Below are 23,107 nucleotides of genomic sequence, written 5' to 3'. Positions count from 1 at the left end.
CAGGCTGGCGGGGATTCGTGCGACCGACACGGGTCTTACACCCTGTTCTTGCACCCTTTCGAGCCCGTATCAGATGAACATCCTTTTGCTCGGTTCCGGCGGCCGCGAACATGCGCTGGCGTGGAAGATCGCAGCATCCCCGCTGGTGACGAAACTCTGGTGCGCGCCGGGCAATGCCGGGATCGCACGCGAGGCCGAATGCGTCGCGCTCGATGTCGCCGACCATGCCGCGGTGATCGAATTCTGCCGGCGCAACGCGGTCGATCTGGTGGTGGTCGGCCCCGAGACGCCGCTTGCCGCCGGCATAGTCGATGATCTCGCCGCCGTCGACATCAAGGCATTCGGGCCCAATACGCAGGCCGCGCAGCTTGAGGGCTCCAAGGGTTTCACAAAAGACCTCTGCAGCGAGTTCAACATTCCGACCGGCGCCTATCGCCGCTTCGACAATGCCAGGGACGCGGTGGCTTACGTCCGCGCGCAGGGCGCGCCGATCGTGGTCAAGGCAGACGGGCTTGCGGCCGGCAAGGGCGTCGTGGTGGCGCAGACGCTTCCCGAGGCGGAAGCCGCGATCGCAATGATGTTCGAGGGCGTGTTCGGCTCGGCCGGCGCCGAGGTGGTGATCGAGGAATTCTTGTCGGGGCGCGAGATCAGCTTCTTCGCGCTGTGCGACGGCGATACCGCGATTCCGCTGGCGACCGCGCAGGACCACAAGCGGGTGTTCGATCACGACAAGGGGCCGAACACCGGCGGCATGGGCGCCTATTCGCCGACGCCGTTCGTGACGCCTGAGGTGCACGACCAGATCATGGCGCGAATCATCCTGCCGACGGTTGCCGGGATGAAGAGCCGCGGTACGCCGTTCAGGGGCGTGCTCTACGCCGGCGTGATGCTGACCGCGCAGGGCCCAAAACTGTTCGAATACAATGTCCGCTTCGGCGATCCCGAGTGCCAGGTGCTGATGCTGCGGATGATGTCCGACATCGTGCCGGCGCTGCTCGCCGCCTGCGAGGGGCAGCTGAAACATTTCGATCTGCGCTGGTACGACGAACCGGCGCTAACGGTCGTGATGGCGGCGAAGGGCTATCCAGGCGACTACATCAAGGGCACGCGGATCGAAGGCCTTGATGACGCCGCAGCTGTCGAGGGCGTCGAGATCTTCCACGCCGGCACGGTGGCGAAGGATGGCGCCATTCTCGCCAACGGCGGGCGGGTGCTGAACGTCTGTGCGATGGGCAAGACCGTCACCGAGGCGCGCGACCGCGCCTATCAGGCGGTCGATCGCATCAAGTGGCCCGACGGCTTCTGCCGGCGCGATATTGGGTGGCAGGCGGTAGAGGCGGAGAGGGGCTAGCGCGCTCCACTCGCTTCGCCCGTCATGCGCGGGCTTGACCCGCGCATCCATCGCCTTCGCGAGAGTCTCTTCGTGAGATGGATTGCCGGGTCAAGCCCGGCAATGACGGAGTGTGCGGGACGCCGCCGCCGACTACAGCAAATCCCCGCCCGCCGCTGATGCGGTGGTGCCGTGCTCGCGGAACGCCTTGATGACGTTCTTGCCGATCTTCCACTTGTGCACCTCGTCGGGGCCGTCGACCAGCCGCTGCGAGCGCACCTGGGTGTACCATTTGGCGAGCGGCGTATCCTGGCTGAAGCCGAGCGCGCCGTGCAGCTGGATCGCGGTGTCGATCACCTTGTGCACCATGTGGGCGTGGAAGATCTTCGCGATCGAGTTCTCCTGGCGGATATCGAGGCCCTTCTCCGCCTTGTAGGCGATGTGCAGCAGCATCAGCCGGCCGATATAGAGCTCGCTCGCGCAGTCGGCGAGCATGAACTGCACCGCCTGGCGGTCGGCCAGCAACTGCCCGAAGGTCGAGCGCTTGGTGACATGGGCGGCCGCCATGTCGAGCGCGCGCTGCGCTTTCGCAACGTTGTGCATGCCGTGCCGCAGCCGGCCGTAGGCGAGGCGGTGCTGGCCCATGTTGAAGCCGTTGCCCTCGCCGCCGAGCAGATTGTCGGCCGGCACCTTCAGATCCTTGATCTCGATCTCGGAGTGGCCGCCATGGATCACGTCGTCGTGCGGACCCTCGATCGCCATGTTGGCGACGTTGCGCTTGATGCGGTATCCGGGATTCGGCAGCTCGACGATGAAGGTCGAATATTGCTTATGGCGCGGCGCGTTCGGATCGGTCTTGGCCATCACCAGCGCCATGTCGGCGACGCTTGCCGACGAGGAGAACCATTTCTCGCCGTTGAGGATGTAGTTCTCGTTGCCGTCCTTCACGGCCGTGGTCCGCATGCCGGTGGCGTCGGCGCCGGCGGCCTTCTCGGTCATAGAGAAGCAGATGCGCTTCTCGCCGTTCAACAGGGGTTTAAGGAATTTCTCCTTCTGGTACTCGGTGCCGTGCGCCAGGATCGTCATCATCGAGGCGTCGTCCGGCCCCTGCGTGTTCATCGAGAGCGCGCCGAGCATGCTCTCGCCGAGTTCCATCTGCACCAGCGCGTTCGCCAGCGGGCCGAGGCCCATACCGCCATACTCCTTCGGCACGAAGGGGCACCACAGGCCCTGCGCGCGGGCCTTTTTGCGCAGCGGTCCAAGCACCTCGGCAAGCGGCTTGGTGTCGAGTTCCTTTTCCGCCGGAATGCACTCGTCGTGCACGAATTTGCGGACCTTCTCGCGGATCGCCTTGGCTTCGGCGGGAATCTCGAAATCGATCGACATGGCACTTCCTCGTTTCATGTTGTTGTTGGCTTGGCTTGAGGATGGCATAAACCTCGCCGAAAGCAGCGGCAACGCCGAACAAAGTTTGAAGCAGCGCGGCCGCGACAGGGAAGGGAGCCACCGATGCCTGATCTCGCTGATCTTTTTCCCGGCTATGCCTCCGAATGGATCAACACCTCGCAGGGCCGCATCTTCGCCCGCGTCGGCGGCAAGGGCCCGCCGCTGCTGCTGCTGCACGGTTTCTCCTCGACCCATGTGATGTGGCACACGGTGGCGCCGAAACTCGACGACAAGTTCACGCTGATCATCGCCGACCTGCCGGGCTACGGCTGGTCTGACATGCCGGACAGCGACAAGGACCATACGCCCTACACCAAGCGGGCCTGGGCCAAGACCATGGTCGAGGTGATGGAGCGGCTCGGCCATGTGCATTTCGCGCTTGCCGGTCACGACCGCGGCGGCCGGGTGTCGTATCGGCTCGCGCTCGATCATCCCGGCCGGCTGTCGAAGCTCGCGGTGCTCGATATCGCGCCGACCTATGATTACTGGCAGAAGCTCAATCGCCTCTCGGCGCTGAAGATCTACCACTGGGCTTTTCTGGCGCAGCCCTATCCGCTGCCGGAGACGCTGATCTCGGGCCACGGCGAATTCTTCCTCAAGGAGAAGATGGCGAGCCAGACCAGGAACAAGACGCTCGATGCGATCGATCCGCGCGCGCTCGAGCATTACCTCGCGCCGTTCCGCGATCCCGCCCGCATCCATGCGATGTGCGAGGACTATCGTGCCGGTGCCTATGCCGACTACGAGATCGACAAGGCGGATGTCGACGCCGGCAAGAAGATCACGATCCCGATGCTGGCGCTGTGGGGCGATGCCGGCGTGGCCAGCGCGGCGACAACGCCGCTCGACACCTGGAAGAACTGGGCGACCAATGTCAGCGGCGCGCCGGTGGCGTCAGGGCATTTTCTGCCCGAGGAAGCTCCCGACGCAACGGCGAAGCTGCTGCGGGAGTTTTTCCTGGCGGGGTAGCGCTAACACTGACCCGTCATCCTCAGGATGACGGGGAGAGAGTTCGCGCCGGGCATCGGCCGCAGCGCATCGCTGCTATCGGCTAACGCAACTGGTCCGCCTGAGCTCCGCGTCGTACGACACGGAGGTATTTTTGCGAATCCGTCCCGGGAATGCTGCATTGAACAAGCCCGTCGTGAGCGAGGAGGCGCTGGGCGAACCGGTGCTGGTGCCGGAGCTGCCGCCCTCGCTGGCCGCGAAGGCGGCTGCCGCGGGACCGGCCTATGTCGTGCTCGCCGGCATCAGCTTCTCGCACTTCCTCAACGACACGATGCAGTCGCTGATCGCTTCGGTCTATCCGATCCTGAAGGACAATTACGCGCTCGACTTCGCGCAGATCGGCATGATCACGCTGGCGTTCCAGTTCACCGCCTCGCTGCTGCAGCCGCTGGTCGGGCATTTCACCGACAAGAAAGCGCAGCCGTTCTCGCTTGCGATCGGCATGGGCTTCACTTTCTTCGGGCTGTTGCTGCTCAGCGTCGCGCACAGCTACGGGATCATCCTGATCGCCGCCTCGCTGGTCGGCTTGGGCTCCGCGGTGTTTCATCCGGAATCGTCGCGCATCGCGCGGCTGGCGTCAGGCGGCCGTTACGGTTTCGCGCAATCGGTGTTTCAGCTCGGCGGCAGTTTCGGCACCTCGATGGGACCGGTGCTGGCCGCGTTGATCGTGGTGCCGTTCGGCCAGCCCTCGATCGCCTGGTTCTCCTCGATCGCGTTCCTCGCCATCGTGATCCTCTGGCGCATCGGCGCCTGGTACAAGCCGCAGATATCAGGCAAGAAGGCGGCCACCATCGAGCGGCATCCGGACCATCCGGACCAGCGCCGCGTGAAGATCGCGCTGATCGTGCTGGTCGCGCTGCTGTTCTCCAAGCAGCTCTATGTCTCGAGCCTGTCGAGCTACTACATCTTCTATCTGATCGACAGGTTCGGCGTTTCGACGCAGGCGGCGCAGCTCTATCTGTTCATTTTCCTTGCCGCCAACGCCGTGGGCGCGTTCATCGGCGGGCCGCTCGGCGACCGTTTCGGCCGAAAATACGTGATCTGGTTCTCGATCCTCGGCGCGCTGCCGTTCACGCTGGCGCTGCCCTATGCCGGCCTGTTCGCAAGCGCCGTGCTGACGGTCGTGGTCGGCGTGATCATCTCGTCGGCGACCTCGGCGATCATCGTGTTCGCGCAGGAATTGATGCCGCACCGCTTCGGCATGATCTCCGGTGTGTTCTTCGGCGTCGCGTTCGGCATCGGCGGTCTTGGCGCCGCGGTGCTCGGCAAGCTCGCCGACCACACCTCGATCGCGTTCGTCTATCAGCTGTGCGCATTCCTGCCGGCGATCGGCCTGCTCGCGGTGTTCCTGCCGAAGATGCCGAAGGCTGCTCGCTGAGCGCCTTCCGTGAAGCGCGCGCCCCGCGTTAAGCATTCGCTAACACACCGGGCTCGCGTCAACGCTTCATTAGCACTTGTGGCGGGATCGCCATCTTTCACTGCTGCATGCGCGTATTGATGGACCCATAAGCACCAGTCGCAGAAAAAGGTGAGAGAAAATCAACCTTAAAAATTAGGGTTAAGTGCCGCTTAAACATTTGCTGGCATCGTCCGCCGTGAGTTTCAGACGTGGGGCTTTCGTGTCGCCTCACTTGGCCCAAAAGGACGAAGCCAATGCGTAGCGTAAAGACCCTGATTGCCGCAGGTGCGGCATCCCTGCTGTCTTCGGTGGCGTTCGCTGCCGACATGCCGATCATGCCGCCGCCCCCGATGGCGTATGCGCCCCCGCCGGTCCAGGATTTCGGCGGCTGGTATCTGCGCGGCGACATCGGCATGACCAACACCAAGGCCAGGCTGCACGTTAACGCGTACGACACGCTGCCGGCCGGCACCGCTTTCAATCAGTACGGCACCGGCTTCGACAGCGGCATGCTGTTCGGCATCGGCGTCGGCTATCAGTTCAACAGCTGGTTCCGCGCCGACATCACTGGTGAGTACCGCTCGAAGGTCAGCTTCAACGGCACCGACTTCTTCACGTTCCCCGGGCCGAGCTCGCTGGGCGACACCTATCATGGCGGCATGCAGAGCTGGGTCGGCCTCGTGAACGTCTACGCCGATCTCGGCACCTGGGGTTGCCTGACCCCGTTCATCGGTGCCGGTGTCGGTGCCGCGACGATCAAGACCTCGGCCTTCTCGGACATCGCCACGTTCCCGAGCGGGTCCGGCCTGACCAGTTCCTTCATCGCAGACGGCGCCACCAAGACCAACTTCGCCTGGGCCGTGCATGCCGGTGTCGCCTACAGGGTCACCAACAACTTCACGGTCGAACTGGCCTATCGCTACCTCGACATGGGCACCGCCGGGCAGGGCCAGGGTCACTTCTTCGACGGCACGCCGGCCGGTCCCTCGAGCTTCCAGTACCGCGACATCACCTCGCAGGACGTGAAGCTCGGTGTGCGCTTCGCCTTGCCCTGCTGCGACGTGCTGCCGCCGCCGCCGCCCCCCCCGCTGATCCGCAAGGGTTAATTTCGAGCCTTCACGGTTAACGATTGCAACGGCGCGGGACCATCCCGCGCCGTTTTTCTTTGCCGCGCGACGTCACGAGCTTCTGCAACTTGGGTGGTCGAAAGCGTGCGACGACAACGATTGGTTAAGGTTAACAGGCGATGATCAGCGCGCATTCGATGAGTGGGATGGAGCGTTGCGATGCGTAGGTTCTTGCTGACGGCGATGATGATGGGCGCGGTGACGGCTGCGCACGCGGCCGATCTGCCGGACTTCCCGGCCCTGCGCGGCGGCTTCAGCGACGCACCCAGCGCACCCGTCAACTGGCGCGGCTTCTATATCGGCGGGCAGGGCGGCTACGGTTCGTCCGATGAGAATTTCAGCGGCACGAATGCCAACATGCTCGCGGCCCTGCTCGATCACAACGTGATCCAGCAGATGGACGTCTCGAACTGGAATCTCGGGCTCGGCAAGGCGTCTCAGCGCTCGTCAGCCTATGGTGCGTTCGCCGGCTACAACTGGCAATACGACGACGTCGTCGTCGGCATCGATGCGAGCTACATGCACGGCAAGTTTGGCGGCTCGTCCACCGCGAGCAAGGAATTGGTCAGCGGCACCGCGCTGACCGACACCCTGTTCCACGATGTACGCGTCGATTCGTCAGCGGCGATCTCGATCTCCGACATGGCGACGATCCGCGGCCGCGCCGGCTACGCCTGGGGTTGCTTCCTGCCGTATATCTTCGGCGGCGTTGCGTTCGGCAATGCCGACATCTCGCGCTCGGTCACGGTTCACGACGCCGTCAGTGCCACCATCTCGGGGCCGTTCACGCCGCTCGCGACATTGAACGCGAACGACGTCCAGCATAATCACCTGGTGTACGGCTACACCGGCGGTCTCGGCTTCGACGTCAATATCACCGGCGGGCTGTTCATGCGCGCGGAGTGGGAATACGTTCGCTTCACGTCGACCGTCGACACCACCATCAATACAGTGCGTGCGGGTCTCGGTTACAAGTTCTGAGGCCAAGCCGCGCGGCTTGACAGTGCATGGTGTGACTGGTCGGATATCGCTCCGCAAGCGGAGCGACCTCACATGAAAATCCTCGGCGATTCCAATTCAGGCAATTGCCTGAAGGTGAAATGGGTGTGCGACAAACTGGCGCTGCCCTACACATGGGTCGAGATCGACACCATGAAGGGCGGCAGCCGGACGGCGGAATTCCTCAAGCTGAACGGTTGGGGGCAGGTGCCGACGGTAGAGCTGGATGACGGCCGCACGCTCGCGCAATCCAACGCCATCATCCGCTATCTCGCGCGCGGCAGCGATCTGATCCCCGGCGATCCCTATCGCGCGGCGCAGATGGATGCCTGGATGTTCTGGGAGCAGAACAGCCACGAGCCCTATGTCGCCGTCTGCCGGTTTCAGACCGTGTATCTCGGCAAGGCCGTTTCCGAGATCGATCCGAACCTGTTGAAGCGCGGCTATGTGGCGCTCGATCATCTGGAGCGGCATCTTGCGGGGACGCAATTTTTGGTCGGTGATGCGTTCTCGCTCGCCGACGTCTCACTGCTTGCCTATACGCGGGTCGCGGAGGATGGCGGCCTCGCGCTCGAGCGCTATCCCGTCATCCGCCGCTGGATCGCCGATGCCGAGCGCGTGCTCGGCCTGCCGCCGGCCCGCTGACCTCTGGTGAAGATCCATATGACCGAAGCCTCATCCATCACAATCCGCCGCGCCCGCCGCGAGGATGTCGCGGTCATCGTCGGCATGCTGGCGGATGATCCGCTCGGCCGTGCGCGCGAGCGGATCGAGGATCCGCTGCCACAAAGCTACTACGACGCCTTCGCGCGGGTTGAGCGCGATCCGAACCTTGAGCTCGTCGTCGCCGTCGACGGGGAGGGCACCGTGGTCGGCTGCCTGCAACTCGCGGTGCTGCCGGGCATCAGCTCGCAGGGCGGCTCACGCGGGCTGCTCGAGGACGTCCGCGTCGCAACCCATTGCCGCAGCCGCGGCATCGGCGAGCAGCTGGTGCAGTGGGCGGTCGCGGAAGCGCGGGCGCGAGGCTGTATGCTCGTCGAGCTCTTGACGCATCACACGCGCGTCGATGCGCAGCGCTTCTATGAGCGACTCGGATTCGCGCGCAGCCATGTCGGCATGACGTTGCGCTTCTGAGACGTTGCACTTCTGAAATTCGTGCGCGAAGTTGTGCCATGCATATGGCAATGCCTGCGGTAGCTGTTGCTCCGCTATCCGGTTAACAGCCAATAAACTAAGCCGGCCTCAGTGAATTTACGGGTCGGAACGAGTCCGGTATGTCCGACGTCTCCCACGGGGGCGCGGGCAACTGGGGATTTCGATGTCGGATTATTCGATCGTACGGGTCGGCAACGAGTATATCGTGCAGGCCGGCGAAAAGAGCATTTTGAGAATATCGAGCCGGCGCAGGGCAGTTAAGATCATGACTCTCGCGGCAGATTTGCTCGATCAGGAGACGGTGCAGCAGGTCGAGGACTCCCCATCAATCAGCCGTGATCCCCCCATCGTTCCGGACCCTTCTGAACTTCCTTGACGTTTGGGCGCCCGTCCACTATCTCCGGCGGCGGGAAACCTCTCCCCACCGAGAGGCAGCTATCTGGAAGGGTAGATTATGACTGCAGCGAAGCCCGCTTCGCGGCCTGATGTGCCGCATTTCTCCTCCGGCCCCTGTGCCAAGCGCCCCGGCTGGAACCCCAACAATCTCAAGGACGCCGCCCTCGGCCGCTCGCATCGTGCGAAGGTCGGCAAGGCCAAGCTCAAGCTCGCGATCGAACTGACGCGTGAAGTGCTTGAAGTGCCTGCCGATTACAAGATCGGCATCGTACCGGCGTCGGACACCGGCGCGGTCGAGATGGCGCTGTGGTCGCTGCTCGGTGCGCGGCCCGTCACCACGCTCGCCTGGGAATCCTTCGGCGAGGGCTGGGTCAGCGATATCGTCAAGGAATTGAAGCTGAAGGACGTCACCAAGCTGAACGCGGCTTACGGTGAAATCCCCGATCTCGCCAAGGTCGATCCCGCGTCGGACGTCGTCTTCACCTGGAACGGCACCACCTCCGGTGTGCGCGTTCCGAACGCCGACTGGATCAGCGCGACCCGTGAAGGCCTGACGATTTGCGACGCGACTTCGGCCGCCTTCGCGCAGCCGCTCGATTTCGCCAAGCTCGATGTCGTCACCTTCTCCTGGCAGAAGGCGCTGGGCGGTGAAGCTGCGCACGGCATGCTGATCCTGTCGCCCCGCGCGGTGGAGCGGCTCGAGACCTACAAGCCGGCCTGGCCGCTGCCGAAGATCTTCCGCCTCACCAAGGGCGGTAAGCTCAACCAGGGCATCTTCGAGGGCGAGACCATCAACACGCCGTCGATGCTCTGCGTCGAGGACTATCTCGATGCGCTGAACTGGGCGAAGTCGATCGGCGGCCTGAAGGCGTTGATCGCCCGCGCCGACGCCAACACCAAGGCGCTCGCCGACTGGAAGGCGAAGACGCCCTGGATCGACTTCCTGGCCAAGGATCCCGCGATCCGCTCCAACACGTCGGTGTGCCTGAAGTTCACCGATCCCGCGATCACCTCGCTTCCCGCTGACGCACAGGCCGACTTCTGCAAGAAGCTGGTCGCGTTGGTGGAGAAGGAGAACGCCGGCTTCGACTTCGCGTATTACCGCGATGCGCCGGCGGGCCTGCGGATTTGGTGCGGCGCCACCGTCGAGGCAAAGGACGTCGAGCTGCTGACGCAGTGGATCGACTGGGCCTTCGCCGAAACCAAGGCGGCATTGCCCAAGGCGGCCTGAAGATGTTCGCCAATCCGCTGACCGAAAGGCTCGCGGATTTCATCTGCGGCATCGGGATCGACGTGCGTCCGGCGCACTTGCCGGACGCGACGTTCCTGCCCGGACTTCGCATCAGTGACGGCGTCATCTTTGTCGATGAGGAGAAGCTCGCGCATCCCGGCGATCTCCTGCACGAGGCCGGTCATCTCGCGGTGACCGATCCGTCGATGCGGAACACACCGGAGCTGGCAACGCCGTCCGACGGCGACGAGATCGCGGCCATTGCCTGGTCCTACGCAGCGGCGAAGCACCTCGATATCGATCCGGCGATTGTTTTCCACGAGCACGGCTATCGAGGCAGCTCGAAAGCCCTGGTCGCGGACTTCGACGCCGAACGCACCTTCGGTCAGCCGCTGTTGCAGTACTACGGCATGACCTTCGAAAAGCGGCAGGCCGCCGAGAACGGCGTCCCGCCATTTCCGTTCATGGTGCGCTGGCTGCGCTGACCGCCCGCGCATTCGTTGCAAACACCCATTCAAGGGCCGCTGCTCGCGGCTTAACCGGACTGATCACAAGGATTGCAATCATGGCACCCAAGGTTCTGATTTCCGACGCGCTGTCTCCTGCCGCCGTGCAGATCTTCAAGGATCGCGGCGTCGAGGTCGACTTCCAGCCCAACCTCGGCAAGGACAAGGAAAAGCTCGCCGAGATCATCGGCAATTACGACGGTCTGGCGATCCGCTCGGCCACCAAGGCGACCGCCAAGATCATCGAGAAGGCGACCAGGCTGAAGGTGATCGGCCGCGCCGGCATCGGCGTCGACAATGTCGAGATTCCGGCCGCGACCGCCAAGGGCATCATCGTGATGAACACGCCGTTCGGCAATTCGATCACGACCGCCGAGCATGCCATCACCTTGATGCTGGCGCTGGCGCGCGAGATTCCGCAGGCCGACGCCTCGACCCAGGCCGGCAAGTGGGAGAAGAACCGCTTCATGGGCGTCGAGATCACCGCCAAGACGCTGGGCGTGATCGGCTGCGGCAATATCGGCACGATCGTCGCCGACCGCGCGCTCGGCCTGCGCATGAAGGTGATCGCGTTCGATCCGTTCCTGTCGCCGGAGCGCGCCAAGGACATCGGCGTCGAGAAGGTCGAGCTCGACGACCTGTTGAAGCGCGCCGATTTCATCACGCTGCACACGCCGCTGACCGAGAAGACCCGCAACGTCATCGACGCGGCCGCGATCGCCAAGATGAAGAAGGGCGTGCGCATCATCAACTGCGCCCGCGGCGGCCTCGTCGACGAGCAGGCGCTGGTCGACGCGCTGAACTCCAAGCATGTCGCGGGCGCCGCCTTCGACGTGTTCGTCGAGGAGCCGGCGACCTCGAACGTGCTGTTCGGGCATCCCAACGTGATCTGCACCCCGCATCTCGGCGCGTCCACCACCGAGGCGCAGGAGAACGTCGCGTTGCAGGTCGCCGAGCAGATGTCGGACTATCTGCTGTCGGGCGCGATCTCGAACGCGGTCAACTTCCCCTCGATCACCGCGGAAGAGGCGCCGAAGCTGAAGCCGTTCATCGAGCTCGCCGAGAAGCTCGGCTCGTTCGCCGGCCAGCTCACCGAGAGCGGCATCCTCAAGACCCAGATCACCTATGAGGGCCACGTCGCCGAGATGAAGATCAAGGCGATCACCTCGGCGGTGCTGTCCGGCCTGCTGCGCCCGATGCTGGGCGAGGTCAACGTGGTCTCGGCGCCTGTTGTCGCCAAGGAGCGCGGCATGGTGGTGGACGAGGTCGTCCGCGCCGCGCAGAGCGACTATGAAAGCCTGATCACGGTCACCGTCACCACCGAGCGCCAGGAGCGTTCGGTGTCCGGCACGGTGTACGCCGACGGCAAGCCGCGCCTGGTCGACATCAAGGGCATCCGCGTCGACGCCGAATTCGGCAAGTCGATGATCTACGTGACCAACGAGGACAAGCCGGGCTTCATCGGCGCGTTCGCGAGCCTGCTCGGCGATGCCAAGATCAACATCGCGACCTTCCATCTCGGCCGCGTCAAGCAGGGCGGCGACGCCATTGCGCTGGTCGAGGTCGACGGCGCGGTGCCGGCCGAACTGCTTGCCAAGGTGCAGGCGCTGCCGCAGGTGAAGCAGGCCAAGGCGCTGACGTTTTAACCCGGTTCGGGCGACGCCGGGCCACAGGTCCGGCGTCGGCGGATCGTCTGCACGGACGTTTGCTGGTCCCGAGATGGTTTCGCCCTTCGATCGGGTTGCGTGAGCAAGCCCGCCGGTATCGATTTCAGCGGCGAGGCTACGCGCGCTCCATCAGATCACCCAAAGTACTTTCGGACGATGTCCTTGTTCACCTTGCAGATATAGGTGTATTTCGGATTGACCACCTGCGTGCATCGCGCCTCCGCGATTTGACCGAGCAGCATGTAGCTTTCGGCTGCGGGTATCTTCCATTCGTCTTCAAGCCAGTAAACCATTTCTTCGAATGCAAGCCGCATGGCGTCTTCGAGCGGACGCGCACAGCCGAGCGTGCAGATGTGGGTTGGCGTTTCGATCCGGGGATGGTTCAGGCGCGCTGGAGCTTTTTCGAGCGACACTTTGACGGTGAGGGTGGCTGCGATCTCGATGGCGCCCATGCCGTTGCATTCCCCGTCCCCCTGGATTGCGTGGCAGTCGCCGAGGAACAGATGTGCACCGTCGGCATGGACCCGGAGCATGACGGTGTTGCCGGTGGTAATTTCCTGAACATCGAGGTTTCCACCGTGCGTGCCGTTGTCCACGGTGAGAACCGCTCCATAAAGCGGTGCGACTCCGATCACGCCTATCATCGGTTTGACCGGAAGTCTTAGATGCTCGTTCCAGTGCACAAGGCCATTCTTGACCTCGACAACACGCGTCTGAATGCCGAACTCCCTGCGGCGCACCCAGTCCGGGAACATACCGATGCCGGGCCACAGCGCGGTAAATCCAAGCCCCCCAACCTCCATGTTGACGATCTCGACCTTCAGCATGTCGCCGGCCTTGGCGCCGCGAACCTCGATGGGTCCCGTCGCCCCGTTGACGAACGGCATGGTGATGTCGGCTTCGGTCAGTTGCTGCCCGAGATGACGGATCGTTCCATCGTTGGCATTGATCGCGCATTCGACGACGAACGTTTCGCCGGGAGAGACGCTGGCAATGAAACGGTCCAGGCCCGACAGGGCATACTTGATATTGCCTTCTTTCGCGACGCGCTGCGACATCTCCACGTTCCTTTTCTTGCTGTTGCCGAAATAGGGGAATCTATTGAACCTTGCGCCAGGGCATGAGCAGCCGTTCAAGGCGGCCCACCACGAACGTCAGCAGCAATGCCAGGCCGATCGTTGCAATCAGCGCTGCAAACACCTTGGGAATGATGTAGAGCGAGCCGGCCTTGAAGATTGCGTGTCCCAGACCTTCTGACGACGACATGAATTCGCCGACGATCGCACCGATCAGCGCAAATCCGACGGTGAGCTTCAATCCTGCAAAAATATCGGTGAGCGATGCGGGCACCACCAATTTTCGGAATATCTGGAACTTCGAGGCTCCCAGTGTTCGCATCAGGTTGACCTGGTCGGCGTCAACGCCCGTCGCGCCCTTGTAGGACGTCACGAGCGCCACGATCACGACCGACAACGTCGACATCGCGACTTTCGAGATCAGTCCTGTGCCGAACCAGATGATGATGATCGGCGCGAGCGCGATGATGGGAATCGATCCCAAGGCGATGATGAAAGGTTCGACCACGCGCGATACGAAACGCGAGTACCAGAGCAGAAGCCCGATCAGCGTTCCGAAGAAATTACCGATCACGAAGCCGAGCAGGGTTTCGAAGCCGGTGACATAGATATCGCGCCACAGCGAGCCATCGCGCGCCGACTGGCCCAGAAAGCCGAAGATCGCCGAGGGCGACCCGAACATGAAGGCTGCCTGCTTGTCCTGCCCTGTCGCGCGCTCCCACAACGCAAGCAGCGCAGCCAAAAGCGCGACCTGAGTGAGCAGGACGAGTCCGGCTACCCGCCAACGCTTCCAGCGGTGCGCCGGCGGAGCCGGTGATCTTTGCACAACGTTCCCAAAATCGTCCTGTGCATTCGCGGTCATTGGAGTACGACGTCGAGATCGGCCCATATCTGCCGAACGTAGGCGCTGAATTGCCGGCTTTCGCGAGCGGCGATCATGTCAGTTCGTTCACCGTCCAGATCTATGTCGTACGTCGCCTTGACGGTTGTCGGCCTCTTCGACAGCACGATGACCCTGTCCGCTAGAGAGACGGCCTCCTCGATATCGTGGGTAATCAGCAACAAGGAGCGCCCGCGCTCGCGAACCAGCTTTGCCGTGTCACTTTCGATCAGCAGCTTGTTCTGAAAGTCCAACGCGGCAAACGGCTCGTCGAGAAGCAGCACCTCCGGATCATTGACCAATGTGCGGGCGAGTGCCACTCGTTGGCGCATGCCGCCTGACAATGTCGACGGATAGTGATCGGAGAAGCCGTGCAATCCGAGTTGATCCAGCATCGCGCGGCTGCGGTCATGCGCTTCGCTCGCCGCAAGGCCGCGGATTTCCAGTCCCAGCTTGACGTTGCTCAATGCAGTGCGCCAGGGAAACAGCAGATCCTTCTGCAGCATGTAGCCTACGTTCTGCGGCTGGCCGACGATCTCGTGCCCGTACCAGCGGATACGCCCGGAGTCAGCCGGTATCAGTCCGCACAGCGTATTGAGCAGTGTCGTCTTTCCGCATCCCGATGGACCAACGATGCTGACAATCTCGCCCTTCTTCAGCGTCAAGCTAAGATTGCCGATCACCGGGACAAATCGCCCCGCAACATCGTAGCCTTTGGCGACGCCTTCCACGGTCAACGGCACCAGGGACGCCGCGGATGTTCCGGTGCCGCCGTGGCCGGTGGTGATCGCAACTGTCATTTCAGACTGGCGACGGCCTTGTCGGCAAAGGAATTGTCGATGATCTGGTCGAACGGGATCGTGCCCTTGGCGTTGCCGAGGTAGACCTGCATCTCCATCAGATTCTTCCATTGATCTGGCTTGGTCACCACGGACTGTGCCGGGATCAGATACTGCAATTCGGCATCGATCGCCTTGTCGACAACCTCGCCCGGCAGATCCGGAAATTCCTTGCGCGCGACTTCCTTTGCGAAGGCGGGGTCTGCGTAGGTCTTGCGCGAGGCTTCCTCGAACGATGTCACCAGGGCTTGAACCATCGCGGGATCTTTCTGGATCGTCGATGGAAGGACCATGATTCCCGTATTGCAGAACGGGCCGATGTAGGTGGAGAAGTCGAACACCACCTTGGCTCCCTGGGCCTCGGCCGCGGCCACGCTGGGCTGATAGGCGATGGCAATGTCCGCCTGACCGGCCAGCATCGCAGCAATTTCGGTTCCAGGATTCACCGGCACGATGGTGGCATCCACGCCGACCTTGAGGCCGGCTTTTTCAAGCAGGCGCTTCGCCACGCTGTAATTCGTATTCGGTTCCGGCGAGGTTACGATCTTCAGGCCCTTGAACTCTTTCGGGTCGGTGATGGGCTTTAACGTCTTTGAGACGCCGAAATAGTGTGCGCGCTGGACGACCGTGCCGACGACGACGCCCGGACCACCGTTCTCCCGCGAGATCTGCGCCATGGTCGCATCGCCGATGGCAAAGTCAGCCGATCCGCCAAGCACTGCAGCGAACGTTTGCGTGTCGCCTCCAGCGGCGCTGACCTTCATGTCGAGACCGTTCTTTTCGAAGATCTTTGCATGCATGCCGACGTAGAGATTGATGTAACCGAGGTTGTGGACTGCTTCGCTGAAACGAACTTCTTTCAAGCCGGCCGCCGCGGCCGTCCTGATCGCGATCGGTCCGCCGAGCGCGAAACCACAAGCAAGACCAGCGGAAGCGGTCAGGATGTTGCGGCGGCTGACGCCGGTCTTGACGTCGGTAAAATCGCGGACAAGGCCAGTCATGATCTCAACTCCCTGCAGGACCGTTTGCGTTCGCGGCGAGGGTAATCGGTCGTTCGGATTTGCGACAAGAAGAAAGTACAGACAGCTGCTGCCGGGTTTTGTGCAAGATTTGGATTTGCGTCAGCGGCGTGCCAGTTCTTGCCGGGAGTGTGCCCCCGGATCGAAAAATTGCGCTCGATGCAGGGGCAGCTTGATCAAATCCCCGCCACGGTGCAGCGCATTATGTCACTTTTGCCAGAATGGCAGCCTGAATTGTTCTCGTCGAGATCAGCGATTGACACGGATTGATGCGAAGCGGCCCGTCACAGCGCCTCCGCACTTTTCCGCGGCGATGCTGATCGCACGACGGCCCCGGCCGTCGACGTCCTTCGGCGCGTTCGTTTGCGGCGTGCTGCCGCTTGCGATTTCGCCGGCCGGCGTCGCCTTGAGGCAGGCAGATAGATTGTCGATGACGTTTCGCAGCCTGACATTCTCGACGGCAAGTCCGCGCATGTCGAGCACGGCTGGGTGGTCTAGACCGCCATACCTCCGCCTCCATCGGTAGAATGTTCGAAGCGAGATGCCGGATGTCGTGCAAATCTCGGCCACCGAGACGCCGGTATTCGCCTCGTATAGGAGATGCCGGATCTCATTTTCCGTGAATTGAGACCGCCTCATCAGAGTCTCCATTTGTCGCGCGGCCGCACGGAAAGGTGGCGCATGGCGTCCGCGCAAGGGTTACCAGGGCCACCCTACCATGGACCAGGAATGCTCAAAGGGCCCAAGCCTGCGGCTGTTTTTGACACCAAGTCTTGCCTAGGATGGTGGCCGACATTTCCCGAGGGCAACTGCTTTGGAGGAGCGATGCCGCGCCGCCATGAAATTCCCGCCACTCCTGAGAGCATGGTATGGGGGTACCTAGACAGTGCCAGTCCACCGGTTCTTACCGTGGAGTCCGGTGACTCGGTCACGCTGCATAGTTTCCCGGCGGGTGGGAAAGAAACCTTGCCGGACGATTTCAGTCGGGTCCCTGCCGATTATCTCCATGCGCTGAATACGCTGCCGCCGGGACCCGGACCGCATTTCATCACCGGGCCGGTCTACGTGAAGGGTGCCCAGGTCGGCGACACGCTTCAGGTCGACATTCTCGACGTGAAGGTCAGACAGGACTGGGGATTTGTTTCGATCCTGCCTTTGCTCGGCACGCTGCCGGACGAATTCACCGACTACGAAACCATTCATCCGACCATCGACCGCGATGGGAATTTTTGTACGATGCCCTGGGGCAGCAGGATCGAGCTCAGTCCGTTTTTCGGAATCTTGGCAACCGCGCCACCGCCGGCGTGGGGCCGGTGCGGATCGCCGGTCCCGCGCGCGTTCGGTGGCAACATGGACAACAAGGAGCTTCGCGCGGGCACCACGCTGTATCTGCCCGTATTCAATGAGGGCGCTCTGTTTTTCGCCGGCGATGGGCACGCCGTTCAGGGTGATGGCGAAGTCTGCATCACGGCCCTGGAGACCGGAGTCACAGGCACGGTCCGCCTGACCGTGCGGAAGGACATGCGGGTCAAATGGCCGTTTGCAGAAAATGCAACCCACCTCATCTCGATCGGACTGGACGAAGACCTGGACGACGCCGCCAAACAAGCCGTCCGCGAGATGGTCAACCACATCTGCGCGCGCACGAATCTCACGCGCAACGAGGCGTATATGCTGTGCTCTCTCGCAGGCAATCTGCGCGTAACGCAATTGGTCGACGGCAATAAGGGAATTCACATGATGCTCGCGAAATCGGCCCTGTGAGGAGCACCTTGGAATTCCAGGCACGTTTGTAGGCTTCATCCGCGCCGCCACGTGATCCTGCTTCGTCGGTTGCGTCGGGCCGCTTCCGTTCCGCAGAGCGGTATTTTGATGGCGCTTATTTCTGTTGCCTTGACGCGCCATGTGTACGAAGACAGCATCCAAGCTGAAATCATCCACTCAGAGGGAGAAAACAATGCGTGAAGCCGTAATCGTTTCCTACGCGCGCACCGGCCTGGCGAAGTCCGGCCGTGGCGGATTCAACATCACCCCGCCGATGTCGCTGGCTGGGCACGCCATCAAGCACGCGGTCGAGCGCGCCGGCGTCGACAAGGATTATGTCGAGGATTGCTATCTCGGCAATTGCGCGCATGGCGCGCCGAACATCGGCCGTCAAGCGGCGCTGCTCGCCGGCCTGCCGAAGACCACCGCGGGTGTCTCGGTGAACCGCTTCTGCTCGTCGGGCCTGCAGACCATCGCGATGGCCGCCAACGCGATCCGCTCCGACGGCTCCGATTGCATCGTCGCCGGCGGCGTCGAGAGCATCTCGATTCCCGGCGGCGGCTCGCCGAAGGAATCGATCGATCCGGACCTGCTCAAGACCGCGCCTGACATCTTCATGGCGATGATCGACACCGCCGACATCGTCGCCGAGCGCTACAAGCTCAGCCGCGAATACCAGGACGAGTATTCGCTGGAGTCGCAGCGCCGCATGGCGGCCGCGCAGCAGGCCAACAAGTTCAAGGACGAAATCGTCCCGATGAAGACGAAGATGAAGGTGGTCGACAAGGCGACCAAGGCCGAGTCGATCGTCGATTACGTCGTCGATCGCGACGAGTGCAACCGCCCCGAGACCACGCTGGAAGGTCTTGCCAAGCTCGAGCCGGTCAAGGGCCCGGGCAAGTTCGTCACCGCCGGCAATGCCAGCCAGCTGTCCGACGGCGCCGCTGCCGTGGTGCTGATGGAAGCCAAGGACGCCGAGAAGCGCGGCCTCAACCCGCTGGGCCGCTTCGTCGCCTGGGCCTCGGCCGGCTGCGAGCCCGACGAGATGGGCATCGGTCCGGTCTTCGCCGTGCCGAAGCTCTTGAAGCGCCACGGCCTGAAGATCGACGACATCGATCTCTGGGAGCTCAACGAGGCCTTCGCCAGCCAGTGCCTCTATTCGCGCGACCAGCTCGGCATCGATCCCGAGAAGTACAACGTCAATGGCGGCTCGATCGCGATCGGCCATCCCTTCGGCATGACGGGTGCCCGGCTCACCGGCCACCTGCTGCAGGAAGGCCGCCGCCGCAAGGCCAAGTGGGGCGTTGTGACCATGTGCATCGGCGGTGGTCAGGGCGGCGCCGGCTTGTTCGAGATCTACAGCTAAGCGCGATCGATCCGGATCGTCCGAGAACGAGCGGCCCGGCGGCAACGCCGGGCCGCTTTTCGTTTGAAGGGCTACGGCGGCGGCAAATCAGCCGCGCGTTCGCCAAATTCGAGCGCGGCCACCAGTTCGAGCGCCTGCCTGAGATCGGCGGCCTGCTTCGCGCCAAAGGCGGTCTCGAAACGGTCCTGTGCCTCACGCCAGGCGGCCTGCGACTCGTCAAGCCTGGCTTCGCCGCGCTTGGTCAGCCGCACCAGTCGGCTGCGGCGGTCGTTGTTGTCGACCGTGATGGTCAGGAGGCCGTCGCGCTCGAGCGGCTTGAGGTTGTGGTTGAGCGCGGTGCGGTCGAGCACCAGCGCTGCTGCGAGTTCCCCCATCGTCGGGGATCCCGACCGTCTGACATAGACCAGAATCGCCCGTTGCGTGCCGCGCAGTCCTGACGTCGCGAGGATCGAATCGTAGAGCTGCGACACGCGCCGCGTCGCCTTGCGCAACGCCGTGAGATTGCACCGGCTGGTATCGATTTTCGCCATGCTGCCTCCAGACTGGACTTGACATATACATGCATATGCACCTATTTGCAATAGATGCATATGCACGTATATGGAGGGTATGATGGCGGAGGTAGAGGCAGAGACCATCGACCTGGTGGTCGGGACTGACGCGCGGCAGCGCGCGGCGACGGCATCCCCGCGCCAGGTGCTCGCGATCGTATCGGTCGGGATCTGCCTCGCCAATCTCGACCTGTTCATCGTCAATGTCGGGCTGCCGAACATCGCGCAGGAATTCCGCGGCGCCTCGCTCGAGGATCTGTCCTGGATCCTCAACGGCTATGCGATCGCCTATGCGGCGTTGCTGGTGTTCTTCGGCCGGCTGGCGGAGCGGCACAGCCGCAATTTGAGCTTCCTGCTCGGGGTTGCGCTGTTCACCGCAGCGTCGGCGGCGTGCGCGCTTGCGCCCAACGTCGAATTGCTGGTCGCCGCCCGCATCGCGCAGGCCGCCGGGGCGGCGTTGATGACCCCGACCTCGATCGGCCTGCTGCTGGCGTCGTTTCCGCCCGAGCAGCGCCCTGGCGCGGTGCGCACCTGGACCGCGATCGGCGGCCTTGCCGCCGCGCTCGGGCCGCTGGCGGGCGGTGTGCTTGTGACCTTCGACTGGCGCTGGATCTTCATCGTCAACGTCCCGATCGGCGTGGTCGCGCTCATCATCGGCTGGCTGAGATTGCCCGAGGTGCCCGGCCACGACGTGCCGCGTCCCAGTTTCCGGGCGGCGCTGCTGGTGACCTCTGGCATCGGTGCGCTGACATTTGCGATCGTGAAGGCCAATGACTGGGGATGGAGTTCGCGCGGCGTCATGCTCGGCTTTGCCATCGCAGCAATCTCGCTTGCCGCCTTCGCGTGGCACTGTCTCAGATCCAAGAATCCCTTCGTCGATCCTGCGTTGTTCGCGGTCAGGCCGTTCACCGGCGCCACGCTGGTGATGGCGCCTTACTCCGCGGCGTTTGGCGCGATGCTGCTGTCGGTGGCGCTGTGGGACCAGACCGTATGGGGCTGGTCGGCATTGCAGACCGGACTTGCGATCGCGCCGGGTCCGTTGCTTGTCCCGTTCACCTCACTGTTGTTTGCCGGCCGCCTGATCGCGCGATTTGGCGCGGCAGCGGTCGTGTCCGCCGGAATCCTGTCCTTTGCGGGCGCCCTCGCGATCTGGGCGACCTGCATGGGTCCCGAGGCCAACGTGCTTGCCGCTGTGGTCGGTATGATGTTCACCGGCATCGGCGTCGGGCTGACCTTTCCGACCCTGATGGGCGTCGGCGCCGGTTCCCTGCCGCCGTCGTCGTTCGCCACCGGCTCCGCCGTCATCAACATGATCCGGCAGGCGGCGCTGGCGATCGGCGTCGCGATCTTTGTCGCGATCCTGGCCACGCCGGTTTCGATGGCCGGGCGGATCGCGGCGTTTCAGCGTGGCTGGTGGATCATGATCGCCATCACCATGGCCGCTTTCGTGCCGACTTACCTGTTCATCCGGCGCAAAACGAATCGCTAACGGCGGAAAGCCGCCGCCGCGCCATACCGCAGCCGCGACGGCGCCATTGTGGCGCCGCACCGAAACCTCAATCGAACCAGTCCCTTCCTCGCTGCGTCTCACCACGAGAAACGGCGCGCCTGCGAGCCCGGCGTGCCGTTCGGCTCGTGCGATGCGACGTTTTCCCGGAGGGATGTCATGCGAAAGATTGCGAATTGTCTTGTGACCACCAGCCTGGTGCTGGCGGGCGCGCTGGTTGCCCGGCCGCTGCATGCTTCCAATCTCGATGCGGCCTCGCAGGTCGATGCCGTCACCGTCTATCCCGATGGCGCGAGCGTTACCCGCGTCATCACGCTGGACCTACCCGCAGGTGACAACACGCTCATCGCCAACGACTTCCCGATGGGGCTCGATCCGTCCTCGCTGCGGGTCGAGGGCGAGGCGGGCGGAAGGCTGACGATCGGGGCGATCGACGCCCGGCCGCCGCGCCCGCTGCCGCCGGCCAACCTGCCCGAGATCGACAAGCGGATCGAGGCGCTCAGGGATCAGCGCGAGGATCTGCAGGGCATCATCGCCGCCGCGGAGGCGCGGCGCAAATTCGCCGAGCACTTCGCCGAAGCCGCACCGGTCGGCATCGGCGAGAAGGGCGAGGCGCGCCCGATGAGCGAGTGGCGCACCGCATTCTCGACGGTGGGGGATGAAGTCGCAACCGCCGACACCGCGATCCGCGACGCTACGCGCAAGCAGCGCGATATCGACCGCGAGATCGCGCGTCTCGAAGCCGATCGCGCCGCCAAGCCGCCGAGCAAGCTCGAGGTGCGAATCGAGCTTGCCTCCGCCGCCGCCACCCGCGCGACGCTGCGGGTGACCTATGCGGTGCGCAACGCGCGCTGGACGCCGCTCTACGACGCCCGTCTCGACACCGGCGCCAAGGACCGCAAGCCCGCGATCGAGCTGGTGCGCCGCGCCGAGATCACCCAGTCGACTGGCGAAGACTGGTCGAACGTGGCGCTCGCGGTCTCCACCGTGCGCGTCGCTCGCGGCGGCAATGCGCCCGACCTCAATTCGCTGATCGTGCAATATCCGCAGCCGCCGCGGCCGCTGGCGAAGCTTTCGGGAGAGGGCAGCATGCGGTCGCGCGAGGCCTTGGCCCCCGCACCTGCGGCCGACGCGGTCCAGCAATTCCGCTTTGGTGGAGGGCGCGCCGATGAGATGGAAGCCGTCGCGGAGACCGGCGCCTTCCAGGCCACCTTCAAGATTCCCGGCCGCGTCAGCGTCGTCGCCAATGAGGGCGCCAAGAGCCTGCGCATCTCCACGGCGACGATCACCCCCGATCTCGCGGTGCGCGCCGTCCCGGTGATCGATCCGACCGCGTTCCTGGAAGCGAGCTTCGTGCAGGCCGACGAGGCGCCGTTGCTGCCCGGACAGGTCGCGATCTACCGCGACGGCATCTTTGTCGGCCGCAGCCGGATGGCCACCGCCGCCAAGGACGAGACCGTGCGGCTCGGTTTCGGCGCCGACGACAAGGTCAAGATCGAGCGCACGGTGGTGAAGCGCAATGAAGGCTCCGCCGGCCTGATCGTGACGACGTCGAAGACCGACGAGCGCGCGTTCAAGACCACGGTGCGCAACGGCCACGACTTCCCGATCAAGGTCGCGATCCAGGATCAGCTCCCGGTCAGCGAGAACGACGACATCGTGGTCGAGATGCTGCCGTCGTCGACGCCTGCGACCACCACCAATCTGCGCGACAGGCGCGGGGTGCTGGAATGGGCGTTCGAGGCCAAGCCGGGTGATGTCAAAGACATCAATTTCGCCTGGCGGATGCGCTGGCCGAAGGACAAGGGCGTCGTGATGGTGCCGGCGGGCTAGAGGTGTCA

Annotated in this window: 22 protein-coding genes; 15 read left to right on the top strand and 7 right to left on the bottom strand. The window is 63.6% G+C overall.

The genetic code is table 11. The features are described 5' to 3' along the window. Positions 1–73: 73 nt before the first annotated feature. Entirely contained in the window at positions 74–1,351 is a 1,278-nt protein-coding gene (gene purD / locus K359_RS0109960) for a phosphoribosylamine--glycine ligase (protein WP_029079211.1), read from the top strand. A gap of 132 nt (positions 1,352–1,483) precedes the next feature. Here purD and K359_RS0109955 read toward each other — a convergent pair whose 3' ends face one another. Further along, complete coding sequence (locus tag K359_RS0109955) at positions 1,484–2,716, bottom strand: acyl-CoA dehydrogenase family protein (RefSeq protein WP_029079210.1); 1,233 nt, start codon at positions 2,714–2,716, stop codon at positions 1,484–1,486. A gap of 123 nt (positions 2,717–2,839) precedes the next feature. Here K359_RS0109955 and K359_RS0109950 point away from each other — a divergent pair, with 123 nt between their 5' ends. The 10 genes from K359_RS0109950 to serA all read left to right on the top strand — a co-directional run bounded on the left by K359_RS0109950 (position 2,840) and on the right by serA (position 12,243). Further along, on the top strand, positions 2,840–3,745 hold the full coding sequence (locus K359_RS0109950; RefSeq protein ID WP_029079209.1) for an alpha/beta fold hydrolase: 906 nt from the start codon (positions 2,840–2,842) through the stop codon (positions 3,743–3,745). Between the two features lie 160 nt (positions 3,746–3,905). Beyond that, the gene (locus K359_RS0109945) at positions 3,906–5,162 is read left to right on the top strand and encodes an MFS transporter (protein WP_029079208.1); all 1,257 of its coding nucleotides are present in this window, start codon (positions 3,906–3,908) and stop codon (positions 5,160–5,162) included. Between the two features lie 275 nt (positions 5,163–5,437). Further along, entirely contained in the window at positions 5,438–6,289 is an 852-nt protein-coding gene (locus tag K359_RS0109940) for an outer membrane beta-barrel protein (protein ID WP_029079207.1), read from the top strand. Positions 6,290–6,469: 180 nt separating this feature from the next. Further along, positions 6,470–7,291 carry an outer membrane protein gene (locus K359_RS0109935; RefSeq protein WP_029079206.1) on the top strand — a complete coding sequence of 274 codons (822 nt, stop codon included), beginning with the start codon at positions 6,470–6,472 and terminating at the stop codon, positions 7,289–7,291. 72 nt (positions 7,292–7,363) lie between these two features. Beyond that, positions 7,364–7,954: a glutathione S-transferase family protein gene (locus K359_RS64325; protein ID WP_029079205.1), complete on the top strand. Its 591-nt coding sequence runs from the start codon at positions 7,364–7,366 to the stop codon at positions 7,952–7,954. An 18-nt stretch (positions 7,955–7,972) separates the two neighbouring features. Beyond that, positions 7,973–8,443 (top strand): GNAT family N-acetyltransferase, encoded by a 471-nt coding sequence (locus K359_RS64320; RefSeq protein ID WP_029079204.1) that lies wholly within the window; start codon positions 7,973–7,975, stop codon positions 8,441–8,443. Positions 8,444–8,627: 184 nt separating this feature from the next. Then, the gene (locus K359_RS0109920) at positions 8,628–8,840 is read left to right on the top strand and encodes a hypothetical protein (protein ID WP_029079203.1); all 213 of its coding nucleotides are present in this window, start codon (positions 8,628–8,630) and stop codon (positions 8,838–8,840) included. Positions 8,841–8,918: 78 nt separating this feature from the next. After that, positions 8,919–10,091 carry a phosphoserine transaminase gene (locus K359_RS0109915; RefSeq protein WP_029079202.1) on the top strand — a complete coding sequence of 391 codons (1,173 nt, stop codon included), beginning with the start codon at positions 8,919–8,921 and terminating at the stop codon, positions 10,089–10,091. 2 nt (positions 10,092–10,093) lie between these two features. Next, positions 10,094–10,576 (top strand): hypothetical protein, encoded by a 483-nt coding sequence (locus K359_RS0109910; RefSeq protein WP_035976397.1) that lies wholly within the window; start codon positions 10,094–10,096, stop codon positions 10,574–10,576. A gap of 77 nt (positions 10,577–10,653) precedes the next feature. Continuing rightward, positions 10,654–12,243 (top strand): phosphoglycerate dehydrogenase, encoded by a 1,590-nt coding sequence (serA, locus tag K359_RS0109905; RefSeq protein WP_029079200.1) that lies wholly within the window; start codon positions 10,654–10,656, stop codon positions 12,241–12,243. A gap of 155 nt (positions 12,244–12,398) precedes the next feature. Here the strand turns inward: serA and K359_RS0109900 are convergent, their stop codons facing one another. From K359_RS0109900 to K359_RS0109880, 5 genes are all read right to left on the bottom strand, one after another. Further along, complete coding sequence (locus tag K359_RS0109900; RefSeq protein WP_029079199.1) at positions 12,399–13,322, bottom strand: acetamidase/formamidase family protein; 924 nt, start codon at positions 13,320–13,322, stop codon at positions 12,399–12,401. Positions 13,323–13,362: 40 nt separating this feature from the next. After that, complete coding sequence (locus tag K359_RS0109895; RefSeq protein ID WP_029079198.1) at positions 13,363–14,202, bottom strand: ABC transporter permease; 840 nt, start codon at positions 14,200–14,202, stop codon at positions 13,363–13,365. Further along, positions 14,199–15,020, bottom strand: coding sequence for an ABC transporter ATP-binding protein (locus K359_RS0109890; protein ID WP_029079197.1), 822 nt, complete (start codon positions 15,018–15,020; stop codon positions 14,199–14,201). The genes K359_RS0109895 and K359_RS0109890 overlap by 4 nt, the downstream gene beginning before the upstream one ends. Then, the gene (locus tag K359_RS0109885) at positions 15,017–16,060 is read right to left on the bottom strand and encodes an ABC transporter substrate-binding protein (protein ID WP_029079196.1); all 1,044 of its coding nucleotides are present in this window, start codon (positions 16,058–16,060) and stop codon (positions 15,017–15,019) included. The genes K359_RS0109890 and K359_RS0109885 overlap by 4 nt, the downstream gene beginning before the upstream one ends. A 267-nt stretch (positions 16,061–16,327) precedes the next feature. After that, the gene (locus K359_RS0109880; RefSeq protein ID WP_029079195.1) at positions 16,328–16,717 is read right to left on the bottom strand and encodes a transposase; all 390 of its coding nucleotides are present in this window, start codon (positions 16,715–16,717) and stop codon (positions 16,328–16,330) included. Positions 16,718–16,903: 186 nt separating this feature from the next. On the opposite strand from K359_RS0109880, the gene K359_RS0109875 reads away from it, so the two are divergent. Both K359_RS0109875 and K359_RS0109870 read left to right on the top strand, forming a co-directional pair. After that, positions 16,904–17,842, top strand: coding sequence for an acetamidase/formamidase family protein (locus K359_RS0109875; protein WP_029079194.1), 939 nt, complete (start codon positions 16,904–16,906; stop codon positions 17,840–17,842). A 193-nt stretch (positions 17,843–18,035) separates the two neighbouring features. Further along, entirely contained in the window at positions 18,036–19,208 is a 1,173-nt protein-coding gene (locus tag K359_RS0109870) for an acetyl-CoA C-acyltransferase (protein ID WP_029079193.1), read from the top strand. 71 nt (positions 19,209–19,279) lie between these two features. On the opposite strand, the gene K359_RS0109865 is transcribed toward K359_RS0109870, so the two are convergent. Next, positions 19,280–19,738 carry a MarR family winged helix-turn-helix transcriptional regulator gene (locus K359_RS0109865; RefSeq protein WP_029079192.1) on the bottom strand — a complete coding sequence of 153 codons (459 nt, stop codon included), beginning with the start codon at positions 19,736–19,738 and terminating at the stop codon, positions 19,280–19,282. A gap of 82 nt (positions 19,739–19,820) precedes the next feature. On the opposite strand from K359_RS0109865, the gene K359_RS0109860 reads away from it, so the two are divergent. Together K359_RS0109860 and K359_RS0109855 are read left to right on the top strand one after the other, a co-directional pair. Then, positions 19,821–21,248 (top strand): MFS transporter, encoded by a 1,428-nt coding sequence (locus tag K359_RS0109860; RefSeq protein ID WP_029079191.1) that lies wholly within the window; start codon positions 19,821–19,823, stop codon positions 21,246–21,248. Between the two features lie 177 nt (positions 21,249–21,425). Continuing rightward, positions 21,426–23,099 (top strand): mucoidy inhibitor MuiA family protein, encoded by a 1,674-nt coding sequence (locus K359_RS0109855; protein WP_029079190.1) that lies wholly within the window; start codon positions 21,426–21,428, stop codon positions 23,097–23,099. Positions 23,100–23,107: the final 8 nt, after the last annotated feature.

Origin of the sequence: Bradyrhizobium sp. th-b2 (assembly GCF_000426785.1) — a bacterium.
GTDB classification, from domain to species: domain Bacteria; phylum Pseudomonadota; class Alphaproteobacteria; order Rhizobiales; family Xanthobacteraceae; genus Bradyrhizobium; species Bradyrhizobium septentrionale.
Note: the sequence above shows the minus strand (reverse complement) of the source record. Positions and strands in the feature narration are given on the sequence as shown.

Bases quoted from the DNA above. Each gene is read 5' to 3' on its own strand.
- K359_RS0109920 (WP_029079203.1), top strand. From the start codon at position 8,628: ATGTCGGATTATTCGATCGTACGGGTCGGCAACGAGTATATCGTGCAG.
- purD (WP_029079211.1), top strand. From the start codon at position 74: ATGAACATCCTTTTGCTCGGTTCCGGCGGCCGCGAACATGCGCTGGCG.
- K359_RS0109855 (WP_029079190.1), top strand. From the start codon at position 21,426: ATGCGAAAGATTGCGAATTGTCTTGTGACCACCAGCCTGGTGCTGGCG.
- K359_RS0109875 (WP_029079194.1), top strand. From the start codon at position 16,904: ATGCCGCGCCGCCATGAAATTCCCGCCACTCCTGAGAGCATGGTATGG.
- K359_RS0109880 (WP_029079195.1), bottom strand. From the start codon at position 16,717: ATGAGGCGGTCTCAATTCACGGAAAATGAGATCCGGCATCTCCTATAC.
- K359_RS0109955 (WP_029079210.1), bottom strand. From the start codon at position 2,716: ATGTCGATCGATTTCGAGATTCCCGCCGAAGCCAAGGCGATCCGCGAG.
- K359_RS64320 (WP_029079204.1), top strand. From the start codon at position 7,973: ATGACCGAAGCCTCATCCATCACAATCCGCCGCGCCCGCCGCGAGGAT.
- K359_RS0109895 (WP_029079198.1), bottom strand. From the start codon at position 14,202: ATGACCGCGAATGCACAGGACGATTTTGGGAACGTTGTGCAAAGATCA.
- K359_RS0109885 (WP_029079196.1), bottom strand. From the start codon at position 16,060: ATGACTGGCCTTGTCCGCGATTTTACCGACGTCAAGACCGGCGTCAGC.
- K359_RS0109865 (WP_029079192.1), bottom strand. From the start codon at position 19,738: ATGGCGAAAATCGATACCAGCCGGTGCAATCTCACGGCGTTGCGCAAG.
- K359_RS0109950 (WP_029079209.1), top strand. From the start codon at position 2,840: ATGCCTGATCTCGCTGATCTTTTTCCCGGCTATGCCTCCGAATGGATC.
- K359_RS0109860 (WP_029079191.1), top strand. From the start codon at position 19,821: ATGGCGGAGGTAGAGGCAGAGACCATCGACCTGGTGGTCGGGACTGAC.
- K359_RS0109910 (WP_035976397.1), top strand. From the start codon at position 10,094: ATGTTCGCCAATCCGCTGACCGAAAGGCTCGCGGATTTCATCTGCGGC.
- K359_RS0109870 (WP_029079193.1), top strand. From the start codon at position 18,036: ATGCGTGAAGCCGTAATCGTTTCCTACGCGCGCACCGGCCTGGCGAAG.
- K359_RS0109890 (WP_029079197.1), bottom strand. From the start codon at position 15,020: ATGACAGTTGCGATCACCACCGGCCACGGCGGCACCGGAACATCCGCG.
- K359_RS0109900 (WP_029079199.1), bottom strand. From the start codon at position 13,322: ATGTCGCAGCGCGTCGCGAAAGAAGGCAATATCAAGTATGCCCTGTCG.
- K359_RS0109940 (WP_029079207.1), top strand. From the start codon at position 5,438: ATGCGTAGCGTAAAGACCCTGATTGCCGCAGGTGCGGCATCCCTGCTG.
- K359_RS0109935 (WP_029079206.1), top strand. From the start codon at position 6,470: ATGCGTAGGTTCTTGCTGACGGCGATGATGATGGGCGCGGTGACGGCT.
- K359_RS0109915 (WP_029079202.1), top strand. From the start codon at position 8,919: ATGACTGCAGCGAAGCCCGCTTCGCGGCCTGATGTGCCGCATTTCTCC.
- K359_RS64325 (WP_029079205.1), top strand. From the start codon at position 7,364: ATGAAAATCCTCGGCGATTCCAATTCAGGCAATTGCCTGAAGGTGAAA.